Origin of the sequence: Streptomyces sp. NPDC059582 (genome assembly GCF_042735715.1) — a bacterium.
GTDB lineage: Bacteria > Actinomycetota > Actinomycetes > Streptomycetales > Streptomycetaceae > Streptomyces.
This window is the reverse complement of sequence record NZ_JBHWCC010000069.1, coordinates 13,845-39,611: the sequence shown is the minus strand read 5'-3', so window position 1 is coordinate 39,611 and position 25,767 is coordinate 13,845. Positions and strand designations below refer to the sequence as shown.

19 protein-coding genes and 3 pseudogenes are annotated in these 25,767 nt (G+C 68.7%); 15 read left to right on the top strand and 7 right to left on the bottom strand.

Annotated elements, in window-relative coordinates; genetic code table 11:
• Positions 1-90: 90 nt before the first annotated feature.
• Positions 91-1,785, bottom strand: coding sequence for a hypothetical protein (locus ACFV0T_RS37550; protein WP_385789311.1), 1,695 nt, complete (start codon positions 1,783-1,785; stop codon positions 91-93).
• A 522-nt stretch (positions 1,786-2,307) separates the two neighbouring features.
• On the opposite strand from ACFV0T_RS37550, the gene ACFV0T_RS37545 reads away from it, so the two are divergent.
• From ACFV0T_RS37545 to ACFV0T_RS37535, 3 genes are all read left to right on the top strand, one after another.
• The gene (locus ACFV0T_RS37545) at positions 2,308-2,484 is read left to right on the top strand and encodes a hypothetical protein (protein ID WP_385789309.1); all 177 of its coding nucleotides are present in this window, start codon (positions 2,308-2,310) and stop codon (positions 2,482-2,484) included.
• Between the two features lie 601 nt (positions 2,485-3,085).
• The gene (locus ACFV0T_RS37540) at positions 3,086-4,165 is read left to right on the top strand and encodes a nucleic acid/nucleotide deaminase domain-containing protein (RefSeq protein ID WP_385789307.1); all 1,080 of its coding nucleotides are present in this window, start codon (positions 3,086-3,088) and stop codon (positions 4,163-4,165) included.
• Positions 4,166-4,172: 7 nt separating this feature from the next.
• Positions 4,173-4,595 (top strand): hypothetical protein, encoded by a 423-nt coding sequence (locus tag ACFV0T_RS37535; RefSeq protein WP_385789305.1) that lies wholly within the window; start codon positions 4,173-4,175, stop codon positions 4,593-4,595.
• 124 nt (positions 4,596-4,719) lie between these two features.
• Here ACFV0T_RS37535 and ACFV0T_RS37530 read toward each other — a convergent pair whose 3' ends face one another.
• On the bottom strand, positions 4,720-6,198 hold the full coding sequence (locus ACFV0T_RS37530; RefSeq protein WP_385789303.1) for an oxidoreductase: 1,479 nt from the start codon (positions 6,196-6,198) through the stop codon (positions 4,720-4,722).
• Between the two features lie 390 nt (positions 6,199-6,588).
• Between ACFV0T_RS37530 and ACFV0T_RS37525 the strand changes: the two genes are divergently transcribed.
• From ACFV0T_RS37525 to ACFV0T_RS37500, 6 genes are all read left to right on the top strand, one after another.
• Entirely contained in the window at positions 6,589-7,674 is a 1,086-nt protein-coding gene (locus tag ACFV0T_RS37525; protein ID WP_385789302.1) for a hypothetical protein, read from the top strand.
• A complete protein-coding gene (locus ACFV0T_RS37520; RefSeq protein ID WP_385789301.1) occupies positions 7,671-8,963 on the top strand; it encodes a hypothetical protein in 1,293 nt (430 codons plus the stop codon). The genes ACFV0T_RS37525 and ACFV0T_RS37520 overlap by 4 nt, the downstream gene beginning before the upstream one ends.
• Positions 8,960-12,418: a hypothetical protein gene (locus ACFV0T_RS37515; RefSeq protein ID WP_385789299.1), complete on the top strand. Its 3,459-nt coding sequence runs from the start codon at positions 8,960-8,962 to the stop codon at positions 12,416-12,418. Before ACFV0T_RS37520 ends, ACFV0T_RS37515 begins: the two co-directional genes overlap by 4 nt.
• A 372-nt stretch (positions 12,419-12,790) precedes the next feature.
• Complete coding sequence (locus tag ACFV0T_RS37510; protein WP_385789298.1) at positions 12,791-13,348, top strand: hypothetical protein; 558 nt, start codon at positions 12,791-12,793, stop codon at positions 13,346-13,348.
• An 84-nt stretch (positions 13,349-13,432) separates the two neighbouring features.
• Entirely contained in the window at positions 13,433-13,984 is a 552-nt protein-coding gene (locus ACFV0T_RS37505) for a SigE family RNA polymerase sigma factor (RefSeq protein ID WP_385789297.1), read from the top strand.
• A complete protein-coding gene (locus ACFV0T_RS37500) occupies positions 13,981-14,709 on the top strand; it encodes a hypothetical protein (protein WP_385789295.1) in 729 nt (242 codons plus the stop codon). The genes ACFV0T_RS37505 and ACFV0T_RS37500 overlap by 4 nt, the downstream gene beginning before the upstream one ends.
• A 361-nt stretch (positions 14,710-15,070) precedes the next feature.
• Here the strand turns inward: ACFV0T_RS37500 and ACFV0T_RS37495 are convergent, their stop codons facing one another.
• On the bottom strand, positions 15,071-15,670 hold the full coding sequence (locus ACFV0T_RS37495; protein ID WP_385789293.1) for a hypothetical protein: 600 nt from the start codon (positions 15,668-15,670) through the stop codon (positions 15,071-15,073).
• A 191-nt stretch (positions 15,671-15,861) separates the two neighbouring features.
• Between ACFV0T_RS37495 and ACFV0T_RS37490 the strand changes: the two genes are divergently transcribed.
• The 4 genes and pseudogenes from ACFV0T_RS37490 to ACFV0T_RS37475 form a co-directional block, all read left to right on the top strand.
• Positions 15,862-16,389, top strand: a complete 528-nt coding sequence (locus ACFV0T_RS37490; RefSeq protein ID WP_385789291.1) for a SigE family RNA polymerase sigma factor — start codon at positions 15,862-15,864, stop codon at positions 16,387-16,389.
• Positions 16,386-17,333, top strand: a complete 948-nt coding sequence (locus tag ACFV0T_RS37485; protein WP_385789290.1) for a hypothetical protein — start codon at positions 16,386-16,388, stop codon at positions 17,331-17,333. The genes ACFV0T_RS37490 and ACFV0T_RS37485 overlap by 4 nt, the downstream gene beginning before the upstream one ends.
• Before the next feature lie 527 nt (positions 17,334-17,860).
• Positions 17,861-19,582, top strand: a complete 1,722-nt coding sequence (locus ACFV0T_RS37480; protein WP_385789288.1) for an LCP family protein — start codon at positions 17,861-17,863, stop codon at positions 19,580-19,582.
• Positions 19,583-19,675: 93 nt separating this feature from the next.
• Positions 19,676-19,780, top strand: a pseudogene (locus tag ACFV0T_RS37475) (IS5/IS1182 family transposase); the annotation flags it as partial.
• Positions 19,781-20,025: 245 nt separating this feature from the next.
• Here ACFV0T_RS37475 and ACFV0T_RS37470 read toward each other — a convergent pair.
• The gene (locus ACFV0T_RS37470; RefSeq protein ID WP_385789286.1) at positions 20,026-21,246 is read right to left on the bottom strand and encodes a metallophosphoesterase; all 1,221 of its coding nucleotides are present in this window, start codon (positions 21,244-21,246) and stop codon (positions 20,026-20,028) included.
• A 156-nt stretch (positions 21,247-21,402) separates the two neighbouring features.
• Here ACFV0T_RS37470 and ACFV0T_RS37465 point away from each other — a divergent pair.
• A pseudogene (locus ACFV0T_RS37465) lies at positions 21,403-21,702 on the top strand (zinc ribbon domain-containing protein); the annotation flags it as partial.
• Between the two features lie 473 nt (positions 21,703-22,175).
• Here ACFV0T_RS37465 and ACFV0T_RS37460 read toward each other — a convergent pair.
• From ACFV0T_RS37460 to ACFV0T_RS37450, 3 genes and pseudogenes are all read right to left on the bottom strand, one after another.
• Positions 22,176-23,372 carry a phosphatidylinositol-specific phospholipase C1-like protein gene (locus ACFV0T_RS37460; protein ID WP_385789285.1) on the bottom strand — a complete coding sequence of 399 codons (1,197 nt, stop codon included), beginning with the start codon at positions 23,370-23,372 and terminating at the stop codon, positions 22,176-22,178.
• 203 nt (positions 23,373-23,575) lie between these two features.
• The gene (locus ACFV0T_RS37455; protein ID WP_385789283.1) at positions 23,576-23,827 is read right to left on the bottom strand and encodes a hypothetical protein; all 252 of its coding nucleotides are present in this window, start codon (positions 23,825-23,827) and stop codon (positions 23,576-23,578) included.
• A 415-nt stretch (positions 23,828-24,242) separates the two neighbouring features.
• A pseudogene (locus ACFV0T_RS37450) lies at positions 24,243-25,051 on the bottom strand (transposase family protein); the annotation flags it as partial.
• A 389-nt stretch (positions 25,052-25,440) separates the two neighbouring features.
• On the opposite strand from ACFV0T_RS37450, the gene ACFV0T_RS37445 reads away from it, so the two are divergent.
• Positions 25,441-25,755, top strand: a complete 315-nt coding sequence (locus ACFV0T_RS37445) for a hypothetical protein (RefSeq protein WP_385789282.1) — start codon at positions 25,441-25,443, stop codon at positions 25,753-25,755.
• Positions 25,756-25,767 lie beyond the last annotated feature (12 nt).

Sequence of the window (25,767 nt, the reverse complement as noted above, 5' to 3'; positions counted from 1 at the left end):
GAACAGCACCCACAACTCATCGGGCACCAGCCGCTCAACCAGATCCGTCATGCACGGATCAACGAACGATCACGCCATCAGAAACGGTGTCTAAGCCGTACCAATCCACCAGGCGTCCCAGCTCGGAGTGCGAAAGCGTGACAGCATGTCCGACTCAAGATCTTTGAGGACGGTCGCTGCCCGGGCCGGCTGATCTGTTTCCCGCAGCCAGAACGCGATCCGTTCTCTGGTGCTGATTGTCAGGCCGTCTGCTTCACCGAGGACGCGACAGCAGTCGCGCAGGATGGTCTCATGCAGGCGGAGCGCCTCAGCGGCGTCGCCGGTGTCACCGGTGTATTCGGCGAAAGCGTCCCTGATCTCCAGGGTCTTTTTGTGGTCGCCACCGAGCACCCGCTCTGCACGTACGGCGAGGTCTCCGAGCAGGCGGACGGCGCCTGCCGCGTCGCCGCTGTTTCCTGTTTCGCAGGCGACCAGGAAGTGCGCTTCGAAGGCCTTGAGGTGATTGGGCCCATGAGCGGCGGCGATCCGGGTGGCTGCCTCGTCGGCGAATCTCAAGGACGCGGCGAGGTCTCCGCGTTCGTCGCGGATCAGCCAGCAGCGGTGCGCGGTTCCAGCGAACAGCCCAGCGCCCTCCGCTTTGCGAAACGCTGCCTCGGCCTGGTCGAGCATGGACCAGTACTGGGCCTGCACCCCCAGGTCGAGGGCCTCCTCCGGAGTCGCGAAAGCGACAAGCGCATCCAGCGCTGCCGGGCCGGGTCGCTCGGCGCCGACGGCATCGATGAGATAGTCGAACGCCAGGTAACCGTCATCGGCGGGGATCAACAGGCTGCTGGTGGCGTGCAGGGGAGTAGTCGCCCAAGAGATCGCCGCGTCGGTTGATTCGGGACGCAGTCGAACCCCGCCCCGCGCGGACAGATACGGCTCATGCAAACGCAGCAGCACCGACAGAGGCAAGGGACGATGGACCCCAGCCCGTCGTGCGTCGACGGCGGCCAAGACCATTGCGGCGGCACGCGGATGTCGCGCAGGGGCCCAGGCATCGCGCCACTCCGTCAGAAGCTGGGGCGCGGCCGCCAAGTACTCTGCCACCCCGTACTCGTCGGCGTGACGCACCGCATCGACGAGCCGCGCGTCATCGATGCGGGTGCGGGCCTCGGCGATCTCCTCCCGCGACCAGCGGCGCGGTACGTCGATACGCACGGCCATGCGGAGCGCATCCAAGCCCTGGCGTTGGGCGTCGCGGGCCGCCCCGTCCGCTCCGGGCAGCGTTCCGCCCGTGAACGTGGAGTACTCCTCGGACCGCATCGTCGCCACGATCCATCCCGAACCGTGCGAGGCATCGAGCACGGCCCGCACCGCGGCGGCCGACAGACCGCCGGTTCCGAGGAAGCGCTCCAGATCGTCGAGCCACAGGACACGGTGCTGTTTGGCAACCATGGCCTCAACGGCCGACCGCGTGGCTTCGCGGCGCACCGGCACCACCAACTGGCATTGGGGCAACTCAGCCCGGATCAGCTCGTAGGCGGCTCGCGACTTGCCCGCGGTCGACTCGCCGACCAGCAGGACGAAACGATCACGATGCAGAGCCTGAACGAGTTGAGCGTCGAAGTCGCGAACAATGAACGCGGGAGGCACACCACGCCGCGCGTCGCGCTCGACAGCGGGATGCACCCCCAGACGCACGGGATCATCGAGATCACGAATAGCCGGCAACCGCCCTCGGTGATCGAGCCAGATATCGCCGCTGCTCGCGCGGCGTCGTGCGTCACGCTCCTGAAGGGCCACGGTTCCACGCGTGACCCAAACCCCTGCGATCAAGGAGACAGCAGCTCCAGCACCGCCGACGAGGGCACCCGGAAGCCATAAAGGCACAAGCGCTCCGGACAACAACGTCAGCACGACAGCTGCCCCTACCAGGGCCCACCCACGCCGGTCTGCGCCGAACACGCCCAACGTTCCCTCCCCCGAGAGAAGCGTCCACCACCCGTAACAACATAATCAAGGACAGGACACCACGTCGCCAGGCCCCCCGGCCGACAGCCGCAACTGGTCCTGGAACTGAGGGGGCGAAGCGAGCCCCTCGACGTCATCAGGCCGGACGGGCCGTGCTGCCGTTCTACCTTGGGAGAGTCGCTGCGGGACTGCGGAAAGATCCGGTGATCACGCCATCGGCCACCTCTCCGCGGCGTCCGGTCCGGCGCGAGCGGCTCAATCCTGGTCCGCTGCACGTCTGTCAACGACACAGCAGAGCAACGGGCCGGAATTCTCGACGATCCGGTACCGGAACTGCGTGCGAAGATCTCGGGCGTGACCACCGCGAGCCCTACCCAGCCCACCGAAGCCATTTCGAAGGGTGAGTGGTTGGATGTCGAGCTCACAGACGAACGGCTGACCGCCGCCCTGAACAGTGCCTACTGGACCGACTGGCCGGTCATCGCGTCGCACCCCACGGGCGCCCGGACCTCGACCAGCGCAGCAACATGATCCGAAAGAGACGCCCCAGCTGTGGGCCCGGACCGGGCCACGAGTCGTCAGCGGTTCACTTTGAAGGGCCGGAACAGGTCGATTCGACAGCGCGGCAACGCCTCCGACCCCTTGCGGCAACAACTCGACGCGTCTGATACCAACCGCCACGGATGACCCCCTACGGAGGCAGCCCGGAGCCGCAGATCACCGCAGCGCCGCAACATGCGCGGGACGACATCACACGACGAAACCCGGCAACCATCACACGCCGCCACGCCCCGAACAACAGCCGCAGACACGGACTCCCGGGACGATCTGTATGGCGCAGGAGGCGCAGGTTCCTCAACCTCTGTGTAATCACTGGCTGTTGGCTATTTTTTCGGTCAAACAATTGCGGTGATCTTGTGCCGTGATCTTGAGGCGTGCGTGAATGAGGCCTCGTGCCCGCCGAGGCCGGCACGTTCGCGTCGGTGCGCGATTCGGTACGGCAGGGGAGAGCCGTCGTCGGGGGAAGGGCGGTGCCGTCGGGAACCGTGCCGGTCTCGATCTGGTCGGCGTTTGCCGCCTGCTCGGCCTCGTCCGCTGCCTGTTGGGCGGATTCGGCGCGTCCATCGGCGGCATGTTCTACGTCGTCGACCACATGGACCAGGTCGGCGATCCGGAGGTTCTGGAGAAGAGCGACGGCTGCGAAGGGTGGTGGGACCAGCTCTTCTACGACGGCGACTGCACGATGACCGAGAAGATCGGGTACATGGCCGTCCTCGACCTGTACCTGTGCACCACCGAGGACATGGGCTCCTCGCAGTACACATGCCCCTCGGACGCGACGGTGTACCTCGGCGAGTTCCCGACCAAGGCACTGTCCACCGAGGTTACGCACACCATCACGATCGGGGAGTACCAGGAGGGCTTCGACCCGGTCGACATCCTCTTCGGCAGCTGGATCAAATGCGCCCAGAAGCTCACCCCCGGCGGTGAGAACGGAAGCTGGGGTGGTTGCGCCTGGGCGCTTGTGGATGTGGCAAGTCTGTTCGCGGGCAAGATCCTCCGCCCGATTGCGGACGCCGTCAGGGCGGCGGATGCCGCCGCGAGGACCGGCATCGGCTTCGCCGACGCCCTCAACGCGCTGCGTACCCTCGGCGTGGCCGAGGACGCCATCGCTCGAATCGGGTACCGGGCGATCGACGAATTCGTCGAGTTCTGCAGCAGGGCCCGGGCGCCTCTGACCGTACGGGCGTCCGTGGCGGCCGAGGGATGCCCCACGGGTCTGATCCGTTACAACAGCGACGAGCTGAGCCGCATGGCCTACCAGTTCAGGACGGAGTCCGGCTTCTACGGGGCGTCGCACAATGTCGCCGTCGCCAAGGTGCCGGGGTGGAACGACCCCAAGACCGGGGACCTCGTGGTCGCGAGCAGCGGTTTCGCGGGTCACTCGGAGACAGCGCTCCTGGACAAGCTGAAGGCAAAGGGGTTCGATCCTCACGACATCACCGCTCTGTACAGTGAGCGGCAACCCTGTGGGGAGTGCGCCTCCGAATTGGCTGGTGCCCTCAAGGCGGGCACACCAGTGACGTGGTCGGTCCCCTACTACGCGGGCATCGAGAGTGCGGCGAAGCAACTGCTGGCCAAATACGTCAAGCTGGCCGGCGGAGGGCGTTTGGCGCGCTCTGTGCCAGGTGGACAGCAGGAAGAGAAGTGAAGGACGTATGACGGAGCACGGATTCGATCTGCCGCCGAAAGCACCGCCGGATGTCATCGCGCAGCGCGACGCGCTGGCTGACGAAGCCTGCAGGGCACTGGCGCAGGCCGGAATTCCCGTTTACCGGGTCGGCCTCGGGGCCGAGCCCGAAGGCAGGCCTGGGGCAGAGGTTCATGTGGATCCTCTCGTCATCGGCGGTGTGCTGGTGGAGTGGAACACGGAGGCGGAACTGGCAACTGACGCTGTGAACGCTCTGGCGGGCGGAGTGGATCCGTCAGATCTGCCTTACGCGATACGCCATTACGAAACCGTCCAGGTCTGTATGCGGGACGCTCTGCTTGGAATCCTCGCTTCGGCGGGATTCCAGGCCGAGAAGGCGGACGGGCACACCTACGGGACTGCGGTCTTCGTCGAGGGCTTCCAGCCCTGACCCCACCGGTCCGGCCTCGCCGACACCGCGTCATACCGGTGTCGGCGAGGCCTGACGCGGAACCGGTGCCTCGATCGGGGGTATCAGACCGAAGTGCGTCGCCTCGACAGGCCCTTGCGAGGGGTCAACTCCGGTTCAGGGTACGCGTGATCCCGGCGAGGACCGCCGTCGTCAGGATCCACCCCGCGGCCATGAGCGCGTAGGCCAGCCAGGCCGTGGCTCCCGCCTGCCAGTACCAGGACGTGCGTTGGCCGAGGCCGCCGATGGGGATCAACAGGTCGAGCGTGTAGACGAATGCGTTGAAGGGCGGCACCTGACCGGGTTCGGTCGGCTGGGGCGAGTGCGCACCGAAAACCGCGGTGCCGAGCAGCACGAGCGCCGTGAGCCACACACCCGCCAGCCAGGGGCGGTAGCCGTAGCCGACCGTGGCGTCGAGGAGGTGTCCCCACAGCCGGGCGGGCAGGCCCAGAGCCTTCCTGCGATGGCGCTGTTTGGCCAGCAGGACACGGCGGGCGTCGTCGTCATGTCCTATCTGCCGGTACCAGAGAGCCAATTGCTCATAGGGCTGGGCGGCGTAGCCCGGGTGCCGGCGTATCCACGCCACGCGACGCTCCACCGAGGCCCCGAGCGGGCCGCTGCTTTCGTGGAGGGATCCGTAGGTGAATCCTTGCAGCCGTACGGTGTCCGGCCAGACGCCCGGTCGGTCGTGGACGGCCGCCGCTCGCGCGTCCTGCAGGTCTACGAGGCCGGACAGCGGCTGGGCCGGGGTGAAGACGAGAACACCTGCCTGCATGCGAGCGCAGTCCAGTGCAGCGCCACGAGTCCGGAAGACGGCGCCGTCAAACGTCACCTGGTCCGCTATCTGCGCGCCGCGCAGACTGATCGCCCCCTCGACGCTGAAGCCTTCGGACATCACCAGACTGCTCGCCACCGCGTGGTCGGCGAGGAGTGCGACACCCTCGGCATGCCGAAGCCGTGCCTGTTCCATGTGCAGGCCACCTGGCAGTTGCGCCCCCACCAGACGTATGCCGCCGTCCACGACAGTTCTACGGCAGAACGCTCCGCCTTCCAGGACGAGTCCGCCGGCGAAGACAGCCCAGTCGCCGGGGCATGAAATGACCGCGCCGCTGAGCAGCAACTCGCCGGCTATGCGCGCGTTCATCAGCTTCAACCTGCCGTTCACGACCGCGCGGCGGAGGTTGAGGCTGCCTTCGATCCGGGCCATGGTGAGATCGAGTCCCGGAAGCCTGCTGCCCTTGATCTCCACCGTCCGGGTCGCCGCTCCGTACAGTGCAATGCCCTGCTCGAACCAGCACTCCTCGAACCAGATGCCGTGCCCGATCTCGGCCCCACTGAGGTCGAGGAGGCCGCTGATTCGGGCACCCGCAAGGCGCAGCGCCGGGACGCTCCCCGGTTGCCCAGGGTTCTCTCCGAGAAGGAGGGCGCTCACGACACCGGCCCTGACCGTCCGCTCGCCGCCCCAGCTGTCCCCGTGCTCGGGACCGTCCTCTGGACGCCTCGTACGGAAGTCCACCGAATGGCCCGCGGGATAGGCATCCCATAACTGTCGCTCTGCTGAGGAAAGTTCCGCATACGGGTGCACTCCCGAAGAGTAGCGGGCTCCACCAAAGCCGTTGATCAGGCGACTGCTGCGCGGCCTGGTCGTGGGGGGAGAGACGTCAGCCGCGGCCGTGGACCGTGTCGGATGAAGGGTGATCGCCGGACCGGTGGAGCCGTTGTTGCCCCAGCCGGCGCCGAAACTGGCCGAGGGGCGATGACCGGCAAGACTGGTCAGGGCCCACGACGGGGCGCACGGGGCGCGCTGCCCCGGGAACCGGTCGCCCCTACCCGCTTGGTCGGCGCCGCCTGCGGCTTCGTTGCACCTGCGGAAGGCCGTCGCGGACCGGAACGCCGAACCGCTGCGCTGCGCTGTGTCGACCCCTTAGAGTGACGTCCCGGTCACAGCCCCGATCGGCCGAAGGGGGCATGGTTCGTGTCCGCACGCATCGCTCATCAGCTCGACGTCTATGCGTGTTCGCCGCAGTCGCCTGTTGCCCGGGGGGACGAAGTCGAGGGGCGGACGGTCATCGGATTCACTTTCGACCACGACCCCCCTGCCGGCGAACCGGGCGACCGGCTGCTGCTGGACGGGGATCAGGATCTGCCCCGTCCTCCCGCGCGGCCGGTCCCCTCGGTGCTTGATCCGTCGTCGGTCGACATCACACGTTGCGGACCGACGCCGGCCGACGGTCTCGACGAGGACGCGCTGACGGTGCCTCCTCCCGGACTCCGCGCAGGCTACGAACGAGTGGTCGACGGTATGGGAGACCATGGCGGACTGCTGCGGGGCGTGCTCGACGAGCTGGCGAAACGAGAGCATTCGACCTGGCTTGTCGGAGGTGCGGTGCGGGACTTGCTCGCCGACGGTGCCGAAGCTCAAGTGCACGACCTCGATTTCACCGGCACGGCAGGTCCCGGGGAACTGAATGAGGTGGCCTTCTGGCGCCGACGTCGGCGAGACGGCTTCGGCGATTACGACTGGCGGGTCTCCCCCCAGCTGGTGTGGTCCATATCCCCACAGGAGTTCCCGCAGAGACGGGTTATGGAATACCGGCCGCTCGCCCTGGACGGCTTCGCCTTTCCGGCCTACGGCGGGAGCCTTGCCACCGACGCCGGGACTCGGGACCTGACGGTCAACGCTCTCTATTACGACCCCCGGCGAGGCGTCGTGGCCGACCCCACCGGACTGGGCCATACCCACCTGCGGGCCGTTCCGCTGGTCATGGCGATTGCGTACAGGGACGACGCCCCTGTCGCCTGCGCCTGCGTCATCCTGCGCTGCCTCAAGTTCGGTCTGCGCTGGCCGGACGCCGACATCGACGGTGCCACAAAATGGATCGGCGGGCTGCCCGCGGATCTCACGGCGCGCATACCCGCGGAGGGCTGGCCGCGCATCCTCACCACGTGGGCTTCCTGTGTGCAACCGCGCCACCGCGACACAGGGCAGAAGGACCTCGCCCGCCGACTCGGCCCGGTAGCTGCGGCTCTGGTTGCGGCGATTCTGGAGCGGACCGCGTGACGGATCACCGGCCGCTGAGCGTCTGGACAGCCACGGTGCGACTTCCTGGCGCGAGTGCGTCTTCCTGGCCGCACGTCTTCGTGGTGAACGACGGTGACGAGCGGGCCGACGCCCGGTATCTCGCGAAGTTCGCGCACGGCTGGCAGCGCCGAGCGGTCCCCGTGGACGCGGAGCGCTCCGCACTCGGCCTGGTGCACACCGCGACCGGGGAGACCGTGGTGGAGCTCGACGAGATGGCGGTACCCCTGGCGATCAGCGAGACAGGACTGCGGGTGCTCTCCCGGATCGAACGCCACTGGCCGGACGTGGTGCCCGACGCGGCCGAGTTGCGGGTCCTCGGCAACGAACCGGTTGACATACGGCGGCTGTTGCTGGCACGCCTGGCCGACGAGGCACGGCCTCCCGCCGAGCTGTTCCACCTGCTGCCCTGGCACCTGGTGGGCCAGCTGGCTGAGAACCTCACGAACGCTCTGGAAGAAGCCGAAACGACCGACACCACACCAGTGATCCAGCTCCGGCACTGGTTCCGCCCGGTCGGCTCCCGGTTCACCGCGTCGCTGGAGCAGCTCGACGAAGGCGTACGCGAGCACGACCGCGGCCTGATCCGGGTCGCAGCCACCAGTCTGTGCGCGCGGCTAGGCGAACTTGATACGGCCCGGCTCCCGGTGATGACACGGCAAGCGCTGGCCGCCTTGACCGACACGCTCGCCAGGGACAACCGATTCCTCGGCCATGCGGCGGCCCGTGCGGCGGCCCGACTGCGCCACGGAGAAGACCGCTCCAGCCGCCACGGGGTCCGCATGGCGACCCACCTGGTGGACGCCGCAGACAGCTCGTCCCACGTCCGGCGGGAAAGCACTGAGTTCGAACGCCCCCCCTTCACCCTGCGGCTGACCGTCTCAGCGACAGGGCGAGTCACGCTGAGCGCGCGGACACTGCTGGCATCCGACGAGGAGGCCCGGATCGCGCGTGACTACGGCGTCGTCCTCTTGCCGGTCAGGATCACCGACGCGCAGAGCAGCAACCGGTACTGGCTCACTCTCCAGGCCTCCGGCACGTACCTCGGCGGCACGATCAGCCTGCCCCTTCCGACCGGTGACTTCGTCGAAGCCGATGTGGACGGACCCCCGGCCGGCATCGCGGACGCAGGGACGCTGGACACGGACGAGGTAGAGCGCTCAGTGCCGGCCGTCACGGCGTACAGCGCCTTGCAGCAGTGGGAACTCGTCGCGCGGAGCCTGCCCGCAACCCATCCCCTGCGTGATGTCATCGAGCGGGCAGCCCAATGACCCACCCCGGCAACCCACCGCGCGACTACGCCCGCCATCTCATCCAGGAGCCGCCGCCAGAAGACGCGGACGAGCTGCGCGAGGACCTCTTCGGCCCCACACAGCCCCTTGTGGCATTGACTGCGGCCTGCGTGGCCCGCAACGACGTCACCGCGCTGCGCAGGCTGTCCGCAGACGTAACCCCGCTGCACCGGCTACTCGGCGACGACCTGGCGACCAGACGGCTACCGCCCGCGCTGGAAGCCCGGGGCGACCCATTCCGGCCCGGCGAAGGCACAGCCGTGAACGCGGCACGCAGCCTGGGGTCGCTCGGACTCGCACTCGTCGATCCGGACTCGGCGCCCCACGCCCTCGACGCGGCCCTCCGGCGGATCCGGGCGGTGGGGATCGCCGCCCCGACCGCAGCGCCGTCCCATTCCTGGGACCTGGTCCAGATCGCCGCCGGGGACGCGGAACTCGCTCGCTGCCTGACCACCCTCGCGGCCCTGCCCGAACCAGGGGCGTCGGACGAGGACGGCCACTCGCACGATGCTCGCCTCATAGCCGCCCTCACCCTTCAGCACCTCGCCGGAAGAACTCCCCGACGCAGGCGGCCGCAGCGAGTGAGGGTACTGCTGTCCCGGGGCAGCGAGGGACGGCAGGCCACCTTGGCGGCCTGTCTCCAACCCGGAGCCCCGGCGGGGCTCGTCCCCGATCCACAGCGGATGAGTCAGTTCAGCGCCGACACTCGCTTTCTGACCTCGCTCGAACGAGCCTGGTCGCACGCGGCCAGTGGACGCATCGACGCCGCAGTGCTGTGGTGGCTGGAAAACGAGGAGGGCCCCGTCCGCCATGTGGCAGACGAGTCGTTCGGTGCCGCGTTCGCCACAGTCCTCGACGAAGTCCGGCGGATGACCCCGCGGACATCGGCGCTGCGGGCGGTGAATCGGCTCACCGATGACGTCGCCGTTGTGGGCCGCGTCGACAGCATCGGCAACCTGCGCTCGGTCGGCGGCTACCGAGAGAAGCTCGAGTCCGCCAAGAAGATCACCCGGGTGGTCGTCCCGGTCGTCGACGAGGAGGAAGCGGGCAAGCACGCGCCGCGCGCCCTGCGTATCGAGCCCGCGGCAACCTGGGCCGAGGCCGCCCGACGGGCCCGCCGCAAGGACATCAGGACCGTTGTGCGGGACGTGCTGTCCCTGCTGCTGGTGGGAGCGCTGGCAGCCGGCGCCTACACCTTGTTCGGCCTCCGGCAGGAACGTGACCGCAGCCAAGAGCGGCAGAACACCGCTCGGTCGAGGCAACTCGTCGAGGAGGCCGGCGGTCTGGAACGCACCGACCCCGGACTGTCACGCCAACTGCTGCTGATGGCATACGCCACCTCGCCGACGGCGCAGGCTCGAGGCGCGCTTCTGCGCAGCCTCACCCTGCCAGGCTCCTTCACACATGATCTGAGAACCCAAGGCCAACCCCCCAAGCTCGCCTTCCAGCCGTCGGGACAGCTGCTCGCGGTGGGCGGCCAAGGTGCTGTCGCCCTGCAGGACATCCAGAGCGGGAAGCCGGTCGCCGGCCTCGAAGAAGCCGCGATCGGAGACATCGGCGCGCTGGCCTTCAGCCCGGACGGTCGGATACTCGCTGTGGGCGGCGGATTCGGCGACTACGGAGCGACAATCTCCCCGGGGCAGATCCAGTTGTGGGACGTCGCCGACCCCCGTCACGCACGACGCGTTGCCACCCTTGCCTCCCGGGACTCCGTGACCGCTCTGGCGTTCAATCCGAAGGGAAGTCTGCTCGCCACCGGCAGCGTCAGCGGACCGATGCAACTCTGGGACATCGCCCGGCCGGAACACCCCGAACTCAGGACGACGTTCGCCCGAAGCGCGGACTCCAGCAGCGTCTCCTTCGCCCCGAACGGCCGTCAGCTCGCCTGGCACACAGCAGGACAGGTGTCGATCTGGGACCTCGACGGCCGCCGACTCGCGACCATGAAGTCCAGCAAGAACAGCTTGAACGCTGTCGCCTACGCGCCCAGCGGTACCCTGCTCGCCACCCTCGACCAGGAAAAGCGCCAGATCACCGTATGGGATGTCGCCGACGGGCGGCACCCCCGGTCCTTGACCGCCATCCCGGACAGCGAGGGATTCGTCAGATTCAGCGCGGGCGACCGGTACCTGGTCACGACGCACAACAACGCCGTGGCGCTGCGCCGGCTCGTCCGGCTCGACGACGGACGTCTCGTCTACGACCCGAACTTCCTGGTATCGCTGGACCGTTCAGCCGGCAGCGGGAGCGTCGACGGTTACGGCATGGACGTGACCGGAGACGGCCACGCAGTCGCCGCCTCCACCATCGACGGCACGGTCCGGATCTGGGACATTTCCGTGCCCGAGCAGCCTGGCGCGCTCACAGTGGCCACCGATCCCGACCCACTCCGTGCCCAGGCGGGGGGCGGCGGTGCGGCCTTCTCCCCGGACAGCACGCGCATGGCGGTCGAGTGCGGAGGCTCGACCATCTGCCTCTGGGACGTACGCGATCCGCGCAGGCCCAAGCAGGTCGGTGTCCTTCCCGACGATCCGCTCGGCACGCCGTTCAACCCGACGTTCAGCCCGGACGGGAAGGTGCTGTTCACCACCAGTCAGCAGAATTACGTGGCGATCTGGGACGTCAGCCACTTGAACGCACCCACCCTGGTCCAGAAGTTCGAGCCAGGCGATCCCTTCTCGTACAGGTTCAGTCCTGATGGCACCCTGCTGGTCGCGGCCGAACCCACCGAAGGGACCGTCAGCAGCCGACAGAACGTACTCGCTCTCTGGGACCTCACAGATCCCATGCGGCCGAAGCGCGTGGCCACCCTTCCCGGCGTCTCCGACACCTACTCGCTGGCTGAAACCGCGATCAGCCCGGACAACCGCGTGGTTGCCAGCCTGGACTTCGCCAAGGGCCTGCTGAGCCTGTGGAACATCGCGGACCCCCGAAAGCCTGTCCGGTTGCCCGGCCGGAAGACCAAGCCGTCCGACGCCACCCAACTCGCCTTCTCCGCCGACAGCAAATGGGTCCTTACCGGTGGCAATGGTGCTGGGCGGATATGGAAGGTGAATGATCCGGGCAACTCGAGCGGATCGGCCTACCTCGCCGGATCACTCCCGCGCGGCGCCCGGCTCACGATCTCCGCCGCAGGGAACCTGATGGTCGCAGAGGGAGAGGACTTCGTAGCGCACATCTGGAGCGTCGAGGACATCCACAGACCGACGGACCTGGCGGTGATCCACACGGTCACCTCGAACAACTCCGGTTGGAAGTTCAGTCCCGACGGCAGGTTTCTCGTCGCAGGCTCACTCGAACACGCCGTCAGCTTCTGGGCGCTGGACGTCGCCGATATCAAGGACCGGCTGTGCACCCGGATCGGTGCGCGCATCACGCGCAACCAGTGGCAGCAGTACCTTCCGGAACGGGACTATGCTCCGCCCTGCGGCTGACCCGTGCCCAGCCCATCATCCGTCAGCGAACCCCCAACATCCTGGGCCAGGGCGCGGCATCGGCGTTCGTCGGTATCCACGCGGGTCACCCGGGCTTCGGCACGCTGCAGACCGTTGACCTCGCAGTCGGCGCCGAAGCCGAGTACACCCGCTCCCTGAGTGAATCGATCGCCCACTCCAAAGCCTGTGCGAGGTCGGGCCCCAGGTCACCGATGGCCCGGATGCGAGCTGCATCTCACGGGGGGAAGGCGGTGGCGTCCAAAATTCTCCGGCCGGTGTCATCCGGATCGTGGGCGCCGGGAGTTTGTACGGGGGGAGAGGCGCCCTCCCCACCGTATGAACGTCGCTCGCAGCACAAGGAGTTGTCCGTTGATGGCAGGAACTCACAAGTACATGGCGACCGCCGCGGTCGTGGTCGCACTGATCGGCGCGCCCTCGGCGGCGTACGCCGTCTCAGCGGGGACATCGGCGCACGTCAGCGCCCAGTCGGCAGCGCGCAAGGCCCCGACCCCTCGGATCGTCGCTTCGGGAGAACACGTCACGGAGCCCGGCGGCGCCGACTTCTGGCTGACGACCGAGGGCAAGCACTGGACCACGCTCGACAACCCGTATCCGCAGTTCACCAGCGTGGTCGACGGGAACATCGACCTGGGCTCGCCCGGTGTCTCCGCACACGTCGAAACCAGCGCCGACGGCCACGTCCTGCTCTCCGGCGTGTATTACGGCGGCAAGGGCACCGCCTCGCGAGTCACGGTGCGGACCACGGCCGGGACCTTGCACGGCAAGCTCCTGGAACTCGCGGGCGAGCCCGGCTGGGGCGCCTGGTACGTCAGCACCGACGTGCCGGCGGGCAACGACGGCTTGAGCGTCGAGAACGTCGTCGTCCGCGACACCCACGGCAAGGTCTACTCACGGCTCGACCTGAACTGAGCACGGACAGGGGGCCGGGCCGTCCGGACCCGGCCCCCTGCCCGCCCCCAGCCCCCACGCACCCGACCCGAGGGACCGCCGGTCGTGCCGCACCACCCCATTGACCCCTCCGAAGTCCACACCGACAGCCGCGACTTCGCCGCCTACGCCACGGCCGCCTGGCCCCGTCTGGTGCGCACCGCGCACATGCTCACCGGCGACTTCCACGACGCCGAGGACCTCGTGCAGACCACGCTGGCCAAGATGTACGCCCGGTGGGGGCGCATACCCGGCGACGACCTCGACTTCTACGTACGCCGCTCGCTGGTCAACAACAACATCAGCCGCACGCGCAAGAGACGCGTCGCGCAGCTCCTGATGCCGTTCGTGCCTGAGCGGGCGCACCAGCGCGAGCCCGGTCACGCCGAGGCTGTCACCCAGCGCGCCGCTGTGCACGAGGCGCTGGCCGGGCTGTCGGCGCGGCAGCGGGCCGTCCTGGTGCTGCGCTACTGGGAGGACCTGAGCGAGGCCGAGACGGCGCAGCTCCTCGGCTGCTCGGTCGCCACGGTCAAGACCCACGCGCGCCGCGGCCTGGAGGCGCTTCGCGCCCATCCCCTCTTCGCCGGCCGCCACCCCGTCTCCGGAGCACGCCGATGAACCACTCATCCCCTCCCGCGCCCACCTCGGCCGAGGCCCAGCGGCTGCGCGAGGTGTTCGCCGACGCCGCGTACGACGTCACGCCCTCCGCCGTGCCGCTGGGCGCCATCGAGCGCGAAGGCCGACGCCGTCGACGCCGTGGCGGAACCGCTGTGCTCGGGGCCTCCTGCGCAGCCCTACTGGTGCTGTTCGCGGTGATCGGCCTGCGCGACAACGCGGTCTCTGAATCCGGCAGGTCGGTGCGGCCGTCCGCTGACCGCGGCGCCGACGTGAGCCCGTCGGCCTCGAAGTCCGCCGGGCGGGTGCGGGTGGTGGCACCGGGCGAGCGGGTGCGCGTGGCGCAGGGCACCGAGATGTGGCTGACGAGGGACGGTTCGCACTGGACGGAGCCGGATCTGCCCACCCAGTCCCGCAGTGTCGTCGACGGCAACCTCGACTTGGGCAGCCCCGGTGTCTCGCTCCAGCTCTCCACCCGGGCCGACGGCCGCACGTTCCTCTCCGGGATCTTCCATGGCCCGGGGGAGCCGGCTCGAGTGGAGGTCACCACCGAGGCGGGGATCGTGCAGGCCACCGCGCTGACTCTCGCGGGCAGGCCCGGCTGGGGTGCCTGGTACGCGATGACCCGGCTGCAGGACACCCCCGACACCCCGTCCGCGGCTCCCTGGACAGTCACCGTCTACGGCACCTCGGGCGGGGTGCTCGCACGTCAGGAGTACCAGCCGTGAGGGACCGTGGCCCGGGCGCGTAGAGGACACGAACGGGGAGTCCAACCTGATCGTGAAAGCACGGACGCCCGCGGATGGAGGAGGACCCGGTCGTAGAAGGTGTGACTCACCCGGCGAAGGACCTCGAGTCCGCCGATGGCCTCGCTCAACGATCCAGTGCGCTCGCCCATGCCGCTCGCCCCGACCGCACCGCGCAGTGGCTGCACACCCAGTGCCTCGGCTCGGTCTCTGCGCAGCTCAGTCGAGCGTGGCCAACCGTGATGCACAGGATGGCCGGCTACCGGACTCAGTCACAGGTCCCTTTCGTGCTGAACGCGGTGTTCTACGCCGGGCTGAGCGCGGTACTGCGGCGCACGAAGGGTCATCCGACGAGCGCCTGAGCCTCGCCGACCCGCTCGACCTTGATGTACCGGCTCGTCTTCTCCCCGTACGCCTTCTCCAGGAGCGGCCGTGCCTTGTCGGGGTCGTCGACCCCGACAAGGACGACCCCCCATGCGTCCACGCCGACTTCACGCATCTCGAAGGTGCCGTCCCAGCGCTTCATGTCGTCGCTGACACGGTCGGCCAGCGCGTCGAGCGTCTTCCGGTTCACGTCCGTGTCGTGCAGTCGCAGGGTCACTCCCATCGGGGCCGCCCCGCAGACTTCGTCGTCGAAGGCGGAGGCCGGTATGCGCCAGATGTCGGCGGTCTGGTGGTCCTCGTCGACGGAGAGCCCGGTGTACACGTCGGAGTAGCGTTCGCGCACCAGCGTGTCGACATGCGCGGCGACCTTCCCCAGCAGGGAGTCCTCGTCGACAGCCGGGGGACTGCCCACCGGCTTGTGCCCCACGCACAACGACGTCCCCTGTGTGCCGGTGCCGGTCGTCGCCGCGGGTTCGACGGACACCGTCTCCTTGCCGCACCCCACCAGCATCCCCGCCAGCAGACCGAGGCCCACCACCGTCGCTGTCCGCTTCTTCATATGCCCCCTCCGTCCCTTTCGCTCTGTGGCTCGGTACTGCGACGCCGGAGCGGGCGGAAGGGTTCGTTCAGTCAGCCCCGACCGGTCGGCGCAGCCTGTCGTTTGACGGACCCCCCGACGGGATCTCCTCTCGGGCAGCGGGCAACCGAATGCGCCGGAACGGTGGTCTGGAGGGCGAGGGAGGGTGCTCGATGCAGGCCGAACAAGAAGACCGGTTCCAGGACTTCGTCAGAGCGCGGTGGCCGCAATTTGTGCGGACCGCGTATCTGCTCACGGGAGATGTCCACCATGCGGAGGACCTCACACAGACCGCGCTGGCCAAGGCGTACCGGTCGTGGAGGCGGATCTCGCGTGCCGACAACCCGGAGGCGTACGTCCGGCGGATGCTGGTCAGCTGCAACAGCGACCGATTCCGCAAACGGCGGGTCACCGAGTCGCTGACCGCGGCGGTACCCGAGACAGCGGGGTGCGACGAGGGCGCGGCCCGGGTGGAGGAGCGCGGGTCCCTGCTTGCCGGACTGGCCCAACTTCCCGCGCGCCAGCGGGCCGTGGTGGTGCTGCGGTACTGGGAGGACCTGTCGGAGGCGGAGGTGGCCGAAGTGCTCGGCTGCTCGATCGGCACGGTCAAGAGCCAGGCGTCCAAGGGGCTGGCGAAGTTGCGTACGTATCCGGGGCTGGCCGCCAGTCGCACGGTGTCCGGGCAGGGAGGCAGCAGGTGAACGGGCGAGGTGACGAGCAGGAGTCCGGTTCTCGGGCGGAGCGGTCAGAGGACGCGCGGGAGTCCGGCTTCGAGGAGCGTATGCGTGAGCTGCTCGCCGAGGACGCGCACACCATCAGGCCCTCACCGGTGCCCTACACGGCAATCCGGCAGCGGGGCCGGAACGAGCGGCGCCGGCGTGCGGCGGTGGCGGGGGCCGTACTGGCCTCGCTGATCGCGGCGCCGGCGGGGGCGTACGCCCTGGCCGGGGGATTCGGGGAGCGAGGCGCGCAACCAGCGGCACGGCAGCCTTCGGACGGCGCCCCGCAGACCTCGGCCGCCACGGCGTCCGGGCCCGCGCGGCCCGCCACCGACGGGCAGTTGCTCGACAAGATCACGTTCGCCCAGGCATCCGACGGGCTGGAGAAGTGCCTGACCGCGGAGCGCGGGGCGCCGTCCGCCCGCGACAACGCGCTGGGCGAGGCCGAGGACTACCGGATCATCCTGGCGGCGAAGAGCACCGGCGGTTCTCTCCCCGGCGACAGCTTCCACGTCGTCGGCGTGCGGGAGCGCCCGGCGGGCATGAGGGTGGTCTGCGACATCGAGGACGGCGAGGCCGCCGGTTTCAGCACCGGCACCAGCGAAGCTGATCCACCCGACGCGGGCCCGGTCGTGCCCGATGCCAATTCCGTCGGGCTGTTCCAGCAGTCGGCCGCCGGCAAGGGCAGCTGGAAACTCCCCTTCCGGTGGGGGGTCGTCGGAACGGTCGAGCCCTCGGTGGCCGAGGTGTACGTCTCCTACGGCGGCGCCAACCGCCGGGCCGTCCTGGACCACGGCTGGTTCGTCGCCTCCGGCCTCCTGGGCCGGCAGGTCACGCAGGCACCGCGTATCAAGGGGTACGACAGCGCCGGAAAGCTCCTCTACGACTCCGACCAGGACAAGTACTGGGCCCGGACGCTGTCGTGACGGAACCGGGCCGGCCGAGGCGCCGTACAGGGGTTGGTGCCTCGGCCGGCCGGGGCACCGGCGTACTCGGTAGGCCGGCCGTGAGGCCGAGCTGCCCCCGCCACCCTGCCCGCGAGGTGAGAGCCACCCCGGTCATCCTGCCGTGCGCCAGGAGCAGGATGACCGCTCCCTCGTCGGCCGCAGCCACCTCGACGCAGTCCGCGCGACCTTCGCCGTCCCGCTCGCCAGCGGTCTTTTGCCGGCCCGCGTTCCTCCGACCCCGAACTGACCTCATGGCACCCTCCCAGGCCGCGGTGACGAGGGCAGGAGCGTGACGAGGCGGCAGGGCCTGCTCGCCATCCCGCTGACTCTGGGCTAGGACACCGGGCGTGCGACGGGGTGAGGCCCCGCTGACCCCTCCGACGAAGGCGCCGGAGACCGACACACACACTCACGACGGACACGAATTCAGTGCGCCGACCGGGCGGGTGCGACCCGCACGACGCGGGCGGACCGGCACCACGCGCACGGTAGGGGAGGCATAGGGCATGGCAACGAGAGCGCGCGGGAAGAGGGCACGACCACGCGCCCGCCACGCCGGCGAATCCGGTCGGGACGACAGCCCGTACGGCGTGGACAGCACTCCAGTGCGGCTCGCGGACGCACCCGCAGCGGACGGAGAGGCCGCCGCCCGGGGGGCCGGAAGCGACAGCGCGGCGGCCTGGACCACGGGCGAGCACCGGCACGGCGGCCGGCCCAAGGGCGGCCGGCGCATCTCCCGGCCGCGGCGCGGACGCCGGGCCCTTCGCTGGTCCGCGACGGTACTGGCGGTCCTGATACTCGGCACTGCGGGTGCCGGCTGTCTCTACTACCGGCAACTCAACAGCAACATCAAAAAGGACACCCTGAACCTCGGGGACGAGAAGGAAAGGCCCGCCAAGGCCAAGGCCGACGTGGTGGGTCAGACGCCGCTGAACATCCTCCTGATCGGCTCGGACGCCCGGGACACCAAGGAGAACCAGAAACTCGGCGCCGCCAGGAGCACCTTTGACGGAGTGCCCCTCGCGGACGTCCAGATGCTGCTGCACGTCTCGGCCGACCGCTCCAACATGTCGGTCGTCAGCATGCCGCGCGACACTCTGCTGCAGATCCCCAAGTGCACGGACCCCGACGACGGCAAGAGCTACCAGGCCACTGTCCTGCCCACGCCGGCCAACGAGTCCCTCGGCCGCGGCGGCCCCGGCTGCACGGTGGCGACATGGGAGAAGCTCACCGGCATCCGCATCGACCACTTCATGCAGATCGACTTCTCGGGCATGGTGTCCATGGCCGACGCGATCGGCGGCGTGCCGGTCTGCGTCGACGCCAACATCCTCTCCAGGGACAGGCAGGGCCACGGTTCAGGCCTGAAGCTCGCCAGGGGCACCCACCCGATCAAGGGCAAGCAGGCCCTGCAGTGGCTGCGCACCCGCTACGGCTTCGGGGACGGCAGTGACCTGATGCGCGCCCGGGCCCAGCATATGTACATGAACTCGATGGTCCGCCGGCTGCGCGAGAACGCCACACTCACCAACCCGGGCAAGCTGCGTTTCCTCGCCGAGACCGCCACCAAGGCGCTGACCGTCGACGACGGCCTCGGCACAGTCAAGAAGCTGTACGACCTCGCCGTCGAGCTGCGCAAAGTACCGACCCAGGGCATCACGATGACGACGATGCCCAACCAGTACGCCGGTGTCCGGGTGAAACCCACCCAGGACGCCTTCACGCTGTTCCGCCTGGTGCGCGAGGACATCTCACTCACCGGCAAGAACAGGAAAAGGGCAACGGCCGAGACGATGGCGTCCGACGATCCGGCTGCCGACGACGACCAGATCAGCGTGCTGGTACGCAACGGCACCCGCACAAATACGCTGGCCCCAGTCGACGGGCGCGCGAGCGCGGTGACCCGGCTGCTGGCCGGCGAAGGCTTCACCAAGGCGACGGCTGACACCTCGGGGGCGGTTGCCCAGGACACAACGACGGTGCGCTATCCGAACGCCGGGCTGGAGGGCGACGCACAGCAGGTGGCCAAGTCCATCGGAATCCCGCCGAGTTCGGTCACGAAGTCCACCGACGTCTCGGGTGTCACCCTCGTCGTGGGCGCGGACTGGCGCTCGGGCACCACGTACAAGGCGCCGAAAGAGGACGATCGGCTCCCGGACACGGCGGACGCCCTCAACGGGGCCGACAAGGACAAATGCATGCCGGTGAACCCGAACTACACATGGTGACAGCACCCGGCGCCCAGCTCGGACACACCACCGCCGCCGCGGCGGCCTGCACCCGATCACGGCGCCGGAGCGGGAGCACGACACGGTCCTGCCCGCAGACGCAAGGGCCTCGACATCAGTCGGCCGCCTGAGCATGACCTGCGCCGCGTCATGGATGCCATGCTCTACGTCGACCGCACCGGCATTGCCTGGCGTCACCCGAGCACGACCCGGGTGCGCAAGCGCGGGTGCCGGCAAGCGGCCGCGAGCGGTGGGATCACGGTGGAGTCCCGGGCCCGGTTGGCCTACATGGCGCCCGTCGGAACGGGTGCCAGGCCAGGAGACCCGTTCGAGACGAACTGGCGTCCTGTGACTCTGGAGTCCGACGTCGGTCGGCACCGCAGGCGTCAGCCAACCTTGTCAGCGGGCGGTGCGAATCATCACGGCGGTCGGCCTGACCGGTGCTACGGCGAGGTGGGCTGCTGCGGGGAGCGGAGGACGAGCAGGGTGATCTCGCTGGGGGCGAAGACGCGGAACGGCGGGCCCCAGAAGCCGGTGCCGCGGCTGGTGTAGAGCAGGGTGCGGGGGCCGTGGTGGCTGAGGCCGGCGAGGGCGGGCTGGTCGATGCGGACCAGGTGATGGAAGGGCCAGATCTGGCCGCCGTGGGTGTGTCCGGAGAGCTGGAGGTCGATGCCGCTGGCCGCCGCCCGGTCGATGAATTTGGGCTGGTGCGCCAGGAGCAGGACGGGTAGGTCGGGGTCGGCGCCGTCCAAGGCTCCGGCGAGGTGGGCGCGATGGCCGGCCAGGCCGGAGGACTCGGCGGTGACGTCATCCACGCCGGCGACCACGAGGGTGTCGCCTCCGCGCTCGAGGAGCAGATGGCGGTTGCGCAGCGGCTCCCAGCCCAGCTCGTCCATCAGGTCGACCCAGCCCTGGGCCTCGCTGTAGTACTCGTGGTTGCCGGTGACGTAGACGCGGGCGCGGGTGGCCTGCACGGTTCCGAGTGGCGCGGCCTGCGCGCGACGGCGTTCGGCTGTGCCGTCGGCGATGTCGCCGGTGTGGCAGACCAGGTCGGCTTCCAGGGTGTTCACCGTCTCGCATACCCGTGCCGACCAGCGGGCGCGATCGAGGGGGCCGTAGTGGGTGTCGGTGATGAGGACGACGCGGGTGCCGTCCAACCCGGCGCCCAGGCGGGGGAGTTGGACGTCGAGGCTGCGTATGCGCGGTACACGGCGGGCCTCGGCGTACCCCCATGCGAGCAGTACGGCGGTCACACCGAGGACGGCCCAAGTGACGATCCGGGCCCGGTCCTGGCCCTCGCCGACGCCGGCCGCGCTCAGGGCGAGCCGCAGCAGGACGCCGAGCAGAACGGACCAGGTGAACAGGACCCAGCTGATGCCCAGCAGGGTGTCACCGACGATCGCCGCACGGTCCTGCTGGCGTCGGCCGTGGCCGCGCCCCATGGCGAGTGGCATAGTGGCGAGGCCGAGGGCGAACAGGGCGGTGCCGGCGAGCGTGAGGGGCAGCGGCCAGTGCTGGCCGGTGTGCAGGAGCACCCAGCACGGCACGGCCCACAGCAGGACGGGGGCGATCAGGGGGATGTAGCGCATCAGGCGGTGCAGCCGGCTCTGCCGCGGTGCTTGCGCTTCACTGTCGGCGGGGCGGGTGTTGCTGGTGTCGGTCACGCTTCCCCTTCTTGACCGGGCTGCCGTCTCGCGCACTGTATCGGGTCGTCTCCGGGCTGGCCGGACGTTCGTTCATGGGCTCGGCCCTTTGGGGTGAGGGGGCCCCTGCGGGGTGCCAAGGCTCCGCTGCAGGTACCTCAACCGTAGTCGCCCGCACAGCCCCAACGGGTCGCACTCCACTCCTGGGCCTTCGCCCAGCTCGGAGACTTCATCGTCTACAAGGCCAAGCGGGCCGGGGTGCCCCTGGTCTTCGTTGATCCCGCGTACACGTCGCAGACGTGCGCCGGGTGCGGCCACGTCGACCAGCGAAACCGTGTCGACCAGGGGCTCTTCATCTGCCGGGGGTGCGGGGTCGTCGCCCACGCCGACCGGAATGCTTCCCCGGAGCTTGGCGTCGTCTTGCTCCCTCCAGCCCGCTCCGTGCTACCGAGGGCAACACCGAGCGGGCGGCTGTGAGCCGCTGCGAGAGCTGCGACGCGACGCAGTAGGGGTTGCCGATGCTGCTCGACAACTTGTCGAAGAAGTCCATGCTCGCCCTCCCCTGGATGCCGCTCGTGCGGCGGTTATCGCCCTTGCGCAGTACCTTGCCAGCTCGAGACTTCGAAGGCTGTGGACTTCGCCCGGGGACCGGGCACGTGCCCCATCCGTGCCTTTCAAGGCGGAGAACAGCGGTCACCACGGGTGCGGCCGGACCCTCTCGACAGGCCCAGCGGATCGGCTTGTCCGCAGGTCAGAGGCCATACTGGCGGCCAGAGCGGCGACCAGCCGCGAAGCCCTCGACGCGGAACTGCACATCCTCGGCATCAACGTGAACAGGCACCTCATGGACCTGGAGGAACTCCTTGACCACGCGGATGACTTCGGGGCGGGGGGCTTGCCACAAAGAAAGGCGGCCGTCCGGGATCGGCCGGCCGCCTTTCACAACGCGCTCATCGGGTGGACGAGGGCTCCAACCTGCCGTCGTGGCAGTTGCGCGGCGCGGTCACCGGGTTGCAGCGAACCGGCTCGTTGCCGGGCAGCTCGGCGACGAAGTCGCTGTTGTAGCGGGCGGCCATGCCGACGCTCGGGAAGTCCGTCGTGACCATCTGCGCGCCGCTGGCCAGAGCGGTCTGGACACGGCTGAACTCGTTGTTGATGACCGTCTTCAGCGGCTCGTCCGAGCGGGTGCGGACGATGTAGCCCCGCTTGACCAGGTCGCTGATGGTCGCCTCGTTGGCGCCGCGCGGGTCGTTCACCATCGTGATCGCCGCATCCGCGTCGCCGGGGTTGCCGCGGGTGAAGACCGCGCGGCCCTGCAGGCTGGGGTGCCCGTCGAGGTACATGTCACGGATGGCGCCGGGGCCGCCGTTGTCGAAGAAGAACATCACCTTGCCGCGCGCCCAGTCCAGGGTCGGCCAGCCGTTCTGCAGGATCGACTGCTCCAGCGTCAGGCCAGGGCGGCGCAGGTCGTCAGCGGTGATCAGCTGCGACTCGGAGAAGACCGAACGGATCTCCTTGTCGACGTCGTCGAGCAGCTTGCCGCTCCAGGCCGGGCTGACCGCGCCGCCGAGCTGCTCCCAGCGGTCGTCGGTCTGCTTGAGCTCCAACTGCAGGATGATCGGCACGTGCTGCGGGTTGGCCTTCGACCAGGTCTTCACCTGCTGCATGCAGACCACGAGGGTACGGCAGGTCGAGTTGTAGTCCTGGTCGGCGACATGGATGACCTTCATGCCGGGTGCGGCCATGGCCGGGTCGTCGATCGGGCCGAGACCGGCCCGCTTGCGGGCCAGCGGGTGCTGGTACAGGCCGCCGTCGGGGTCGGGCAGCAGGTCGAACTCGAGCGCGCGCACGTTCTGCCGGCCCAGCAGATCGGATACGGACGCGTGCGAGTAGAAACCCCACGACGGGTAACCAGGGTCGATCTTGATCGACTCGGCCAGCTCGACGCCCTGCATCTCCCGGTGGAAGGCGTTGTGGGCGCCCATGAACTGGATCTCGTTCATCCGGATCTTGCCGGAGTGCGCGGTGGCGCTCGCGGCGGCCGGGTTCGGCTGCTGCGCCGAGACGGCACTCGGCACGACGGCGGTCGTGAAGACCGTCGTCAACACGGCGGCAAGTATGACGCCCAGGCGGGCACGGGTGATCATCAGTCCTCCATAAGTGACAACCCCCGCAACCTAGAGATCAGTCGTGTCCCGACAGTGCCTTCCACTCTCCGGAAGATCATCGGCAAAATGAATGCTGCCTGAACTGGCCACGCGTCACCGGGCCGCTCGACAGTCGCCGCCGGCATGGTGTTCGGCGACACCGTCAGGGTGTGGAAGGCCGGCGAACCGTACTCGCTTCGCTCTCAGACCTCGTCCTCGGGGAAGAAGGCACCTTGGATCGCGATCAGTTCGCCCTCGCTCAGTTCTGGTGGTGACCATCCCTGGAGGCGTGCGTCGTCTAGAAGGTCGTCATCCCGTGGTACGTGGTAGCGCTCGACGTAGTGGGCGAGATCCGTGTGCCAAAACCACTCGCCGTCCGTGAACAGGTGGAGAGCACAGAGCAGCTCGTTGGTCGGGCTGAGAACGTCATCAACAGCTGACCCCGTGGTAGTCAACGCCGAACCGTTGCGCAGGTAGCCAACAAGGTCCTCGTCGTGCGGATCGCCCTTGCTGCGCGCTCAGGCGTGCAGGGAAGGTCCATCCGGGCGACCATGCTGCAACTCCCGTAACTCTCCCAAGAGGCGATCGGCGTATATTGCACCCCTCGATTCTCACGACGGACTGCGATTTTGGGCCGCGGCGGCAGCAGCCGGATGGCCAGGTGGGCGGGTTCGCGCATTTTTGGAGGGGTGCGTGGCAGGCCCAGGGGGGCTGATGCAGCGGCTACGTCACGGGTAGGTAAGTGACCAAGCCTATCGCCCGCTCCAGCACGGCCGAAGACCTGCGGCGCGCACGTGGGCGAGGTGCCTTCAACTCCGTCGTTACTGGCCAATGAGGGTTTCTCAATGAAGAGCACCTCCAGTGGTTGTTGAGGACCAAGGCAGCGCGGGCAATATCACCGATCAGTGTGGGGCTGAGGCTGATGCGCTTCAAAGTGCGCCGGCGTTCCTTGAGTTCGGCGGCGGTGCGTTCGCCGAGGGCTCGGACGTGTCTGATCAGGGCGTTCGTCATGCGGATGTCGATGTCCAGAGCCTTCTCTGAGCGGCCCTTGGGGCGGCGAACAGGGACACGGTGCCGATCCCGGTGCCTATGCACCCCTTGTCTGCCAGGGTGGGCAGGCCACCGGCGGCGGCCTTGTACAGCGCCGGCAGCACGTGCAGTCGCGCGACCGTGATGTCCGGCGTGGGCCCGGCTCCACATCCGAGATCCACAAAGGCGTGCCGTCCGGAGCGGACAGAAACTGAATGTTGCCGCCAAGACTCTTGTGTTTCTGGCTGAACCACAGGTCATTGCCGTTCTCGCGGACACCGGCGACCCGGTCGCATGCGATCAATGTGCCGCCCAGTACCAGGTGTGTCATGCCCACGGCGCGGCAACGGTCCAACACCGCATGGAGGTAGGGGGTTTGGTCTGCGAGGACGTCGATGCCCTCGTGTAGGTAGCGGTAGCGGTAGCGGTAGCCGGTCGCCGGTCGCCTGGGATACACCGGCGTCCCGGGCGAGGCAGTGCACACAGCCTCGCTCACGGAACCAGCGCAGCACCAGCACCGCCTGACGGAATGGGACCAGCGCCCGTGCCCCCTTCGGGGTTCCGATCCGTCGACGGCGCAGGGCCAACAACCGGGCCAGGTACTCCACGACGTGGCGCGGGACATCGAGTGTGGCGATGTAGGTGACCAACGTGAAGCCTCTGGTGGTTGCGGCCGTGATAGACCTCCTCGTCGGGCGGCGTCCAGTCGAAGTCGCCGGTCGGCCCGACGACGCCTTGCGTTCGTAGGGGCGGTGCAGTCGGCGGCAGCGGCAGCCCGCAAGCCAGGCACCGCTGCTGCCAGCGCCCTGACGAGCAATTGTCAATACCTGTGGATCAGCTGACCTCGGTCAGGGTCGCGAAGCCGGTGGTGGGTAGGTCGGAGCCTGCGGCGAGCGGGGCAACTTCCCCCTCAGTCGACGTCTGGCGCGGAATCGGTTGAGGCCGCCGCAGAGTTCCACGACGCCCCCGACAAGAGGCACACTGTCGGTCTACGCGCACGAGTTGGTGCGGCCGTGCGTGGTGCGGAAGGTTGAGTTGCATGGCCATTGCGAAAAGGGGCACGCGGGTAATTGTTGTCGACGGGGAACGCTATCGCTGGGTAGTCGCGCCCAATGATGAGCCCGGTCTGGCAATCGTTGTCCTGCACGAGGAAAATGATGGACAGCGCATGGCGACGTGGGTTGAGCACGGTGTGGTGATCGCACCTGGGTTGGTTGCGGGAGTCATACGAGATGCGTTGCTTCACCACGGCTGGACGCCTCGGCAACGTCGCAAGCAGCTCACCTTGCGATGCCTGGACAGAAATCCGGATTCGGCGAATCTCAGGTTGGTCAGTTGGCCGCCTGCGGTTTGAATGGGTGGCTCG

Coding starts and splice junctions, on each gene's coding strand:
- ACFV0T_RS37540 (WP_385789307.1), top strand. CDS start 3,086: ATGTTCTACGTCGTCGACCACATGGACCAGGTCGGCGATCCGGAGGTT.
- ACFV0T_RS37535 (WP_385789305.1), top strand. CDS start 4,173: ATGACGGAGCACGGATTCGATCTGCCGCCGAAAGCACCGCCGGATGTC.
- ACFV0T_RS37515 (WP_385789299.1), top strand. CDS start 8,960: ATGACCCACCCCGGCAACCCACCGCGCGACTACGCCCGCCATCTCATC.
- ACFV0T_RS37510 (WP_385789298.1), top strand. CDS start 12,791: ATGGCAGGAACTCACAAGTACATGGCGACCGCCGCGGTCGTGGTCGCA.
- ACFV0T_RS37500 (WP_385789295.1), top strand. CDS start 13,981: ATGAACCACTCATCCCCTCCCGCGCCCACCTCGGCCGAGGCCCAGCGG.
- ACFV0T_RS37495 (WP_385789293.1), bottom strand. CDS start 15,670: ATGAAGAAGCGGACAGCGACGGTGGTGGGCCTCGGTCTGCTGGCGGGG.
- ACFV0T_RS37490 (WP_385789291.1), top strand. CDS start 15,862: ATGCAGGCCGAACAAGAAGACCGGTTCCAGGACTTCGTCAGAGCGCGG.
- ACFV0T_RS37480 (WP_385789288.1), top strand. CDS start 17,861: ATGGCAACGAGAGCGCGCGGGAAGAGGGCACGACCACGCGCCCGCCAC.
- ACFV0T_RS37460 (WP_385789285.1), bottom strand. CDS start 23,372: ATGATCACCCGTGCCCGCCTGGGCGTCATACTTGCCGCCGTGTTGACG.
- ACFV0T_RS37445 (WP_385789282.1), top strand. CDS start 25,441: ATGGCCATTGCGAAAAGGGGCACGCGGGTAATTGTTGTCGACGGGGAA.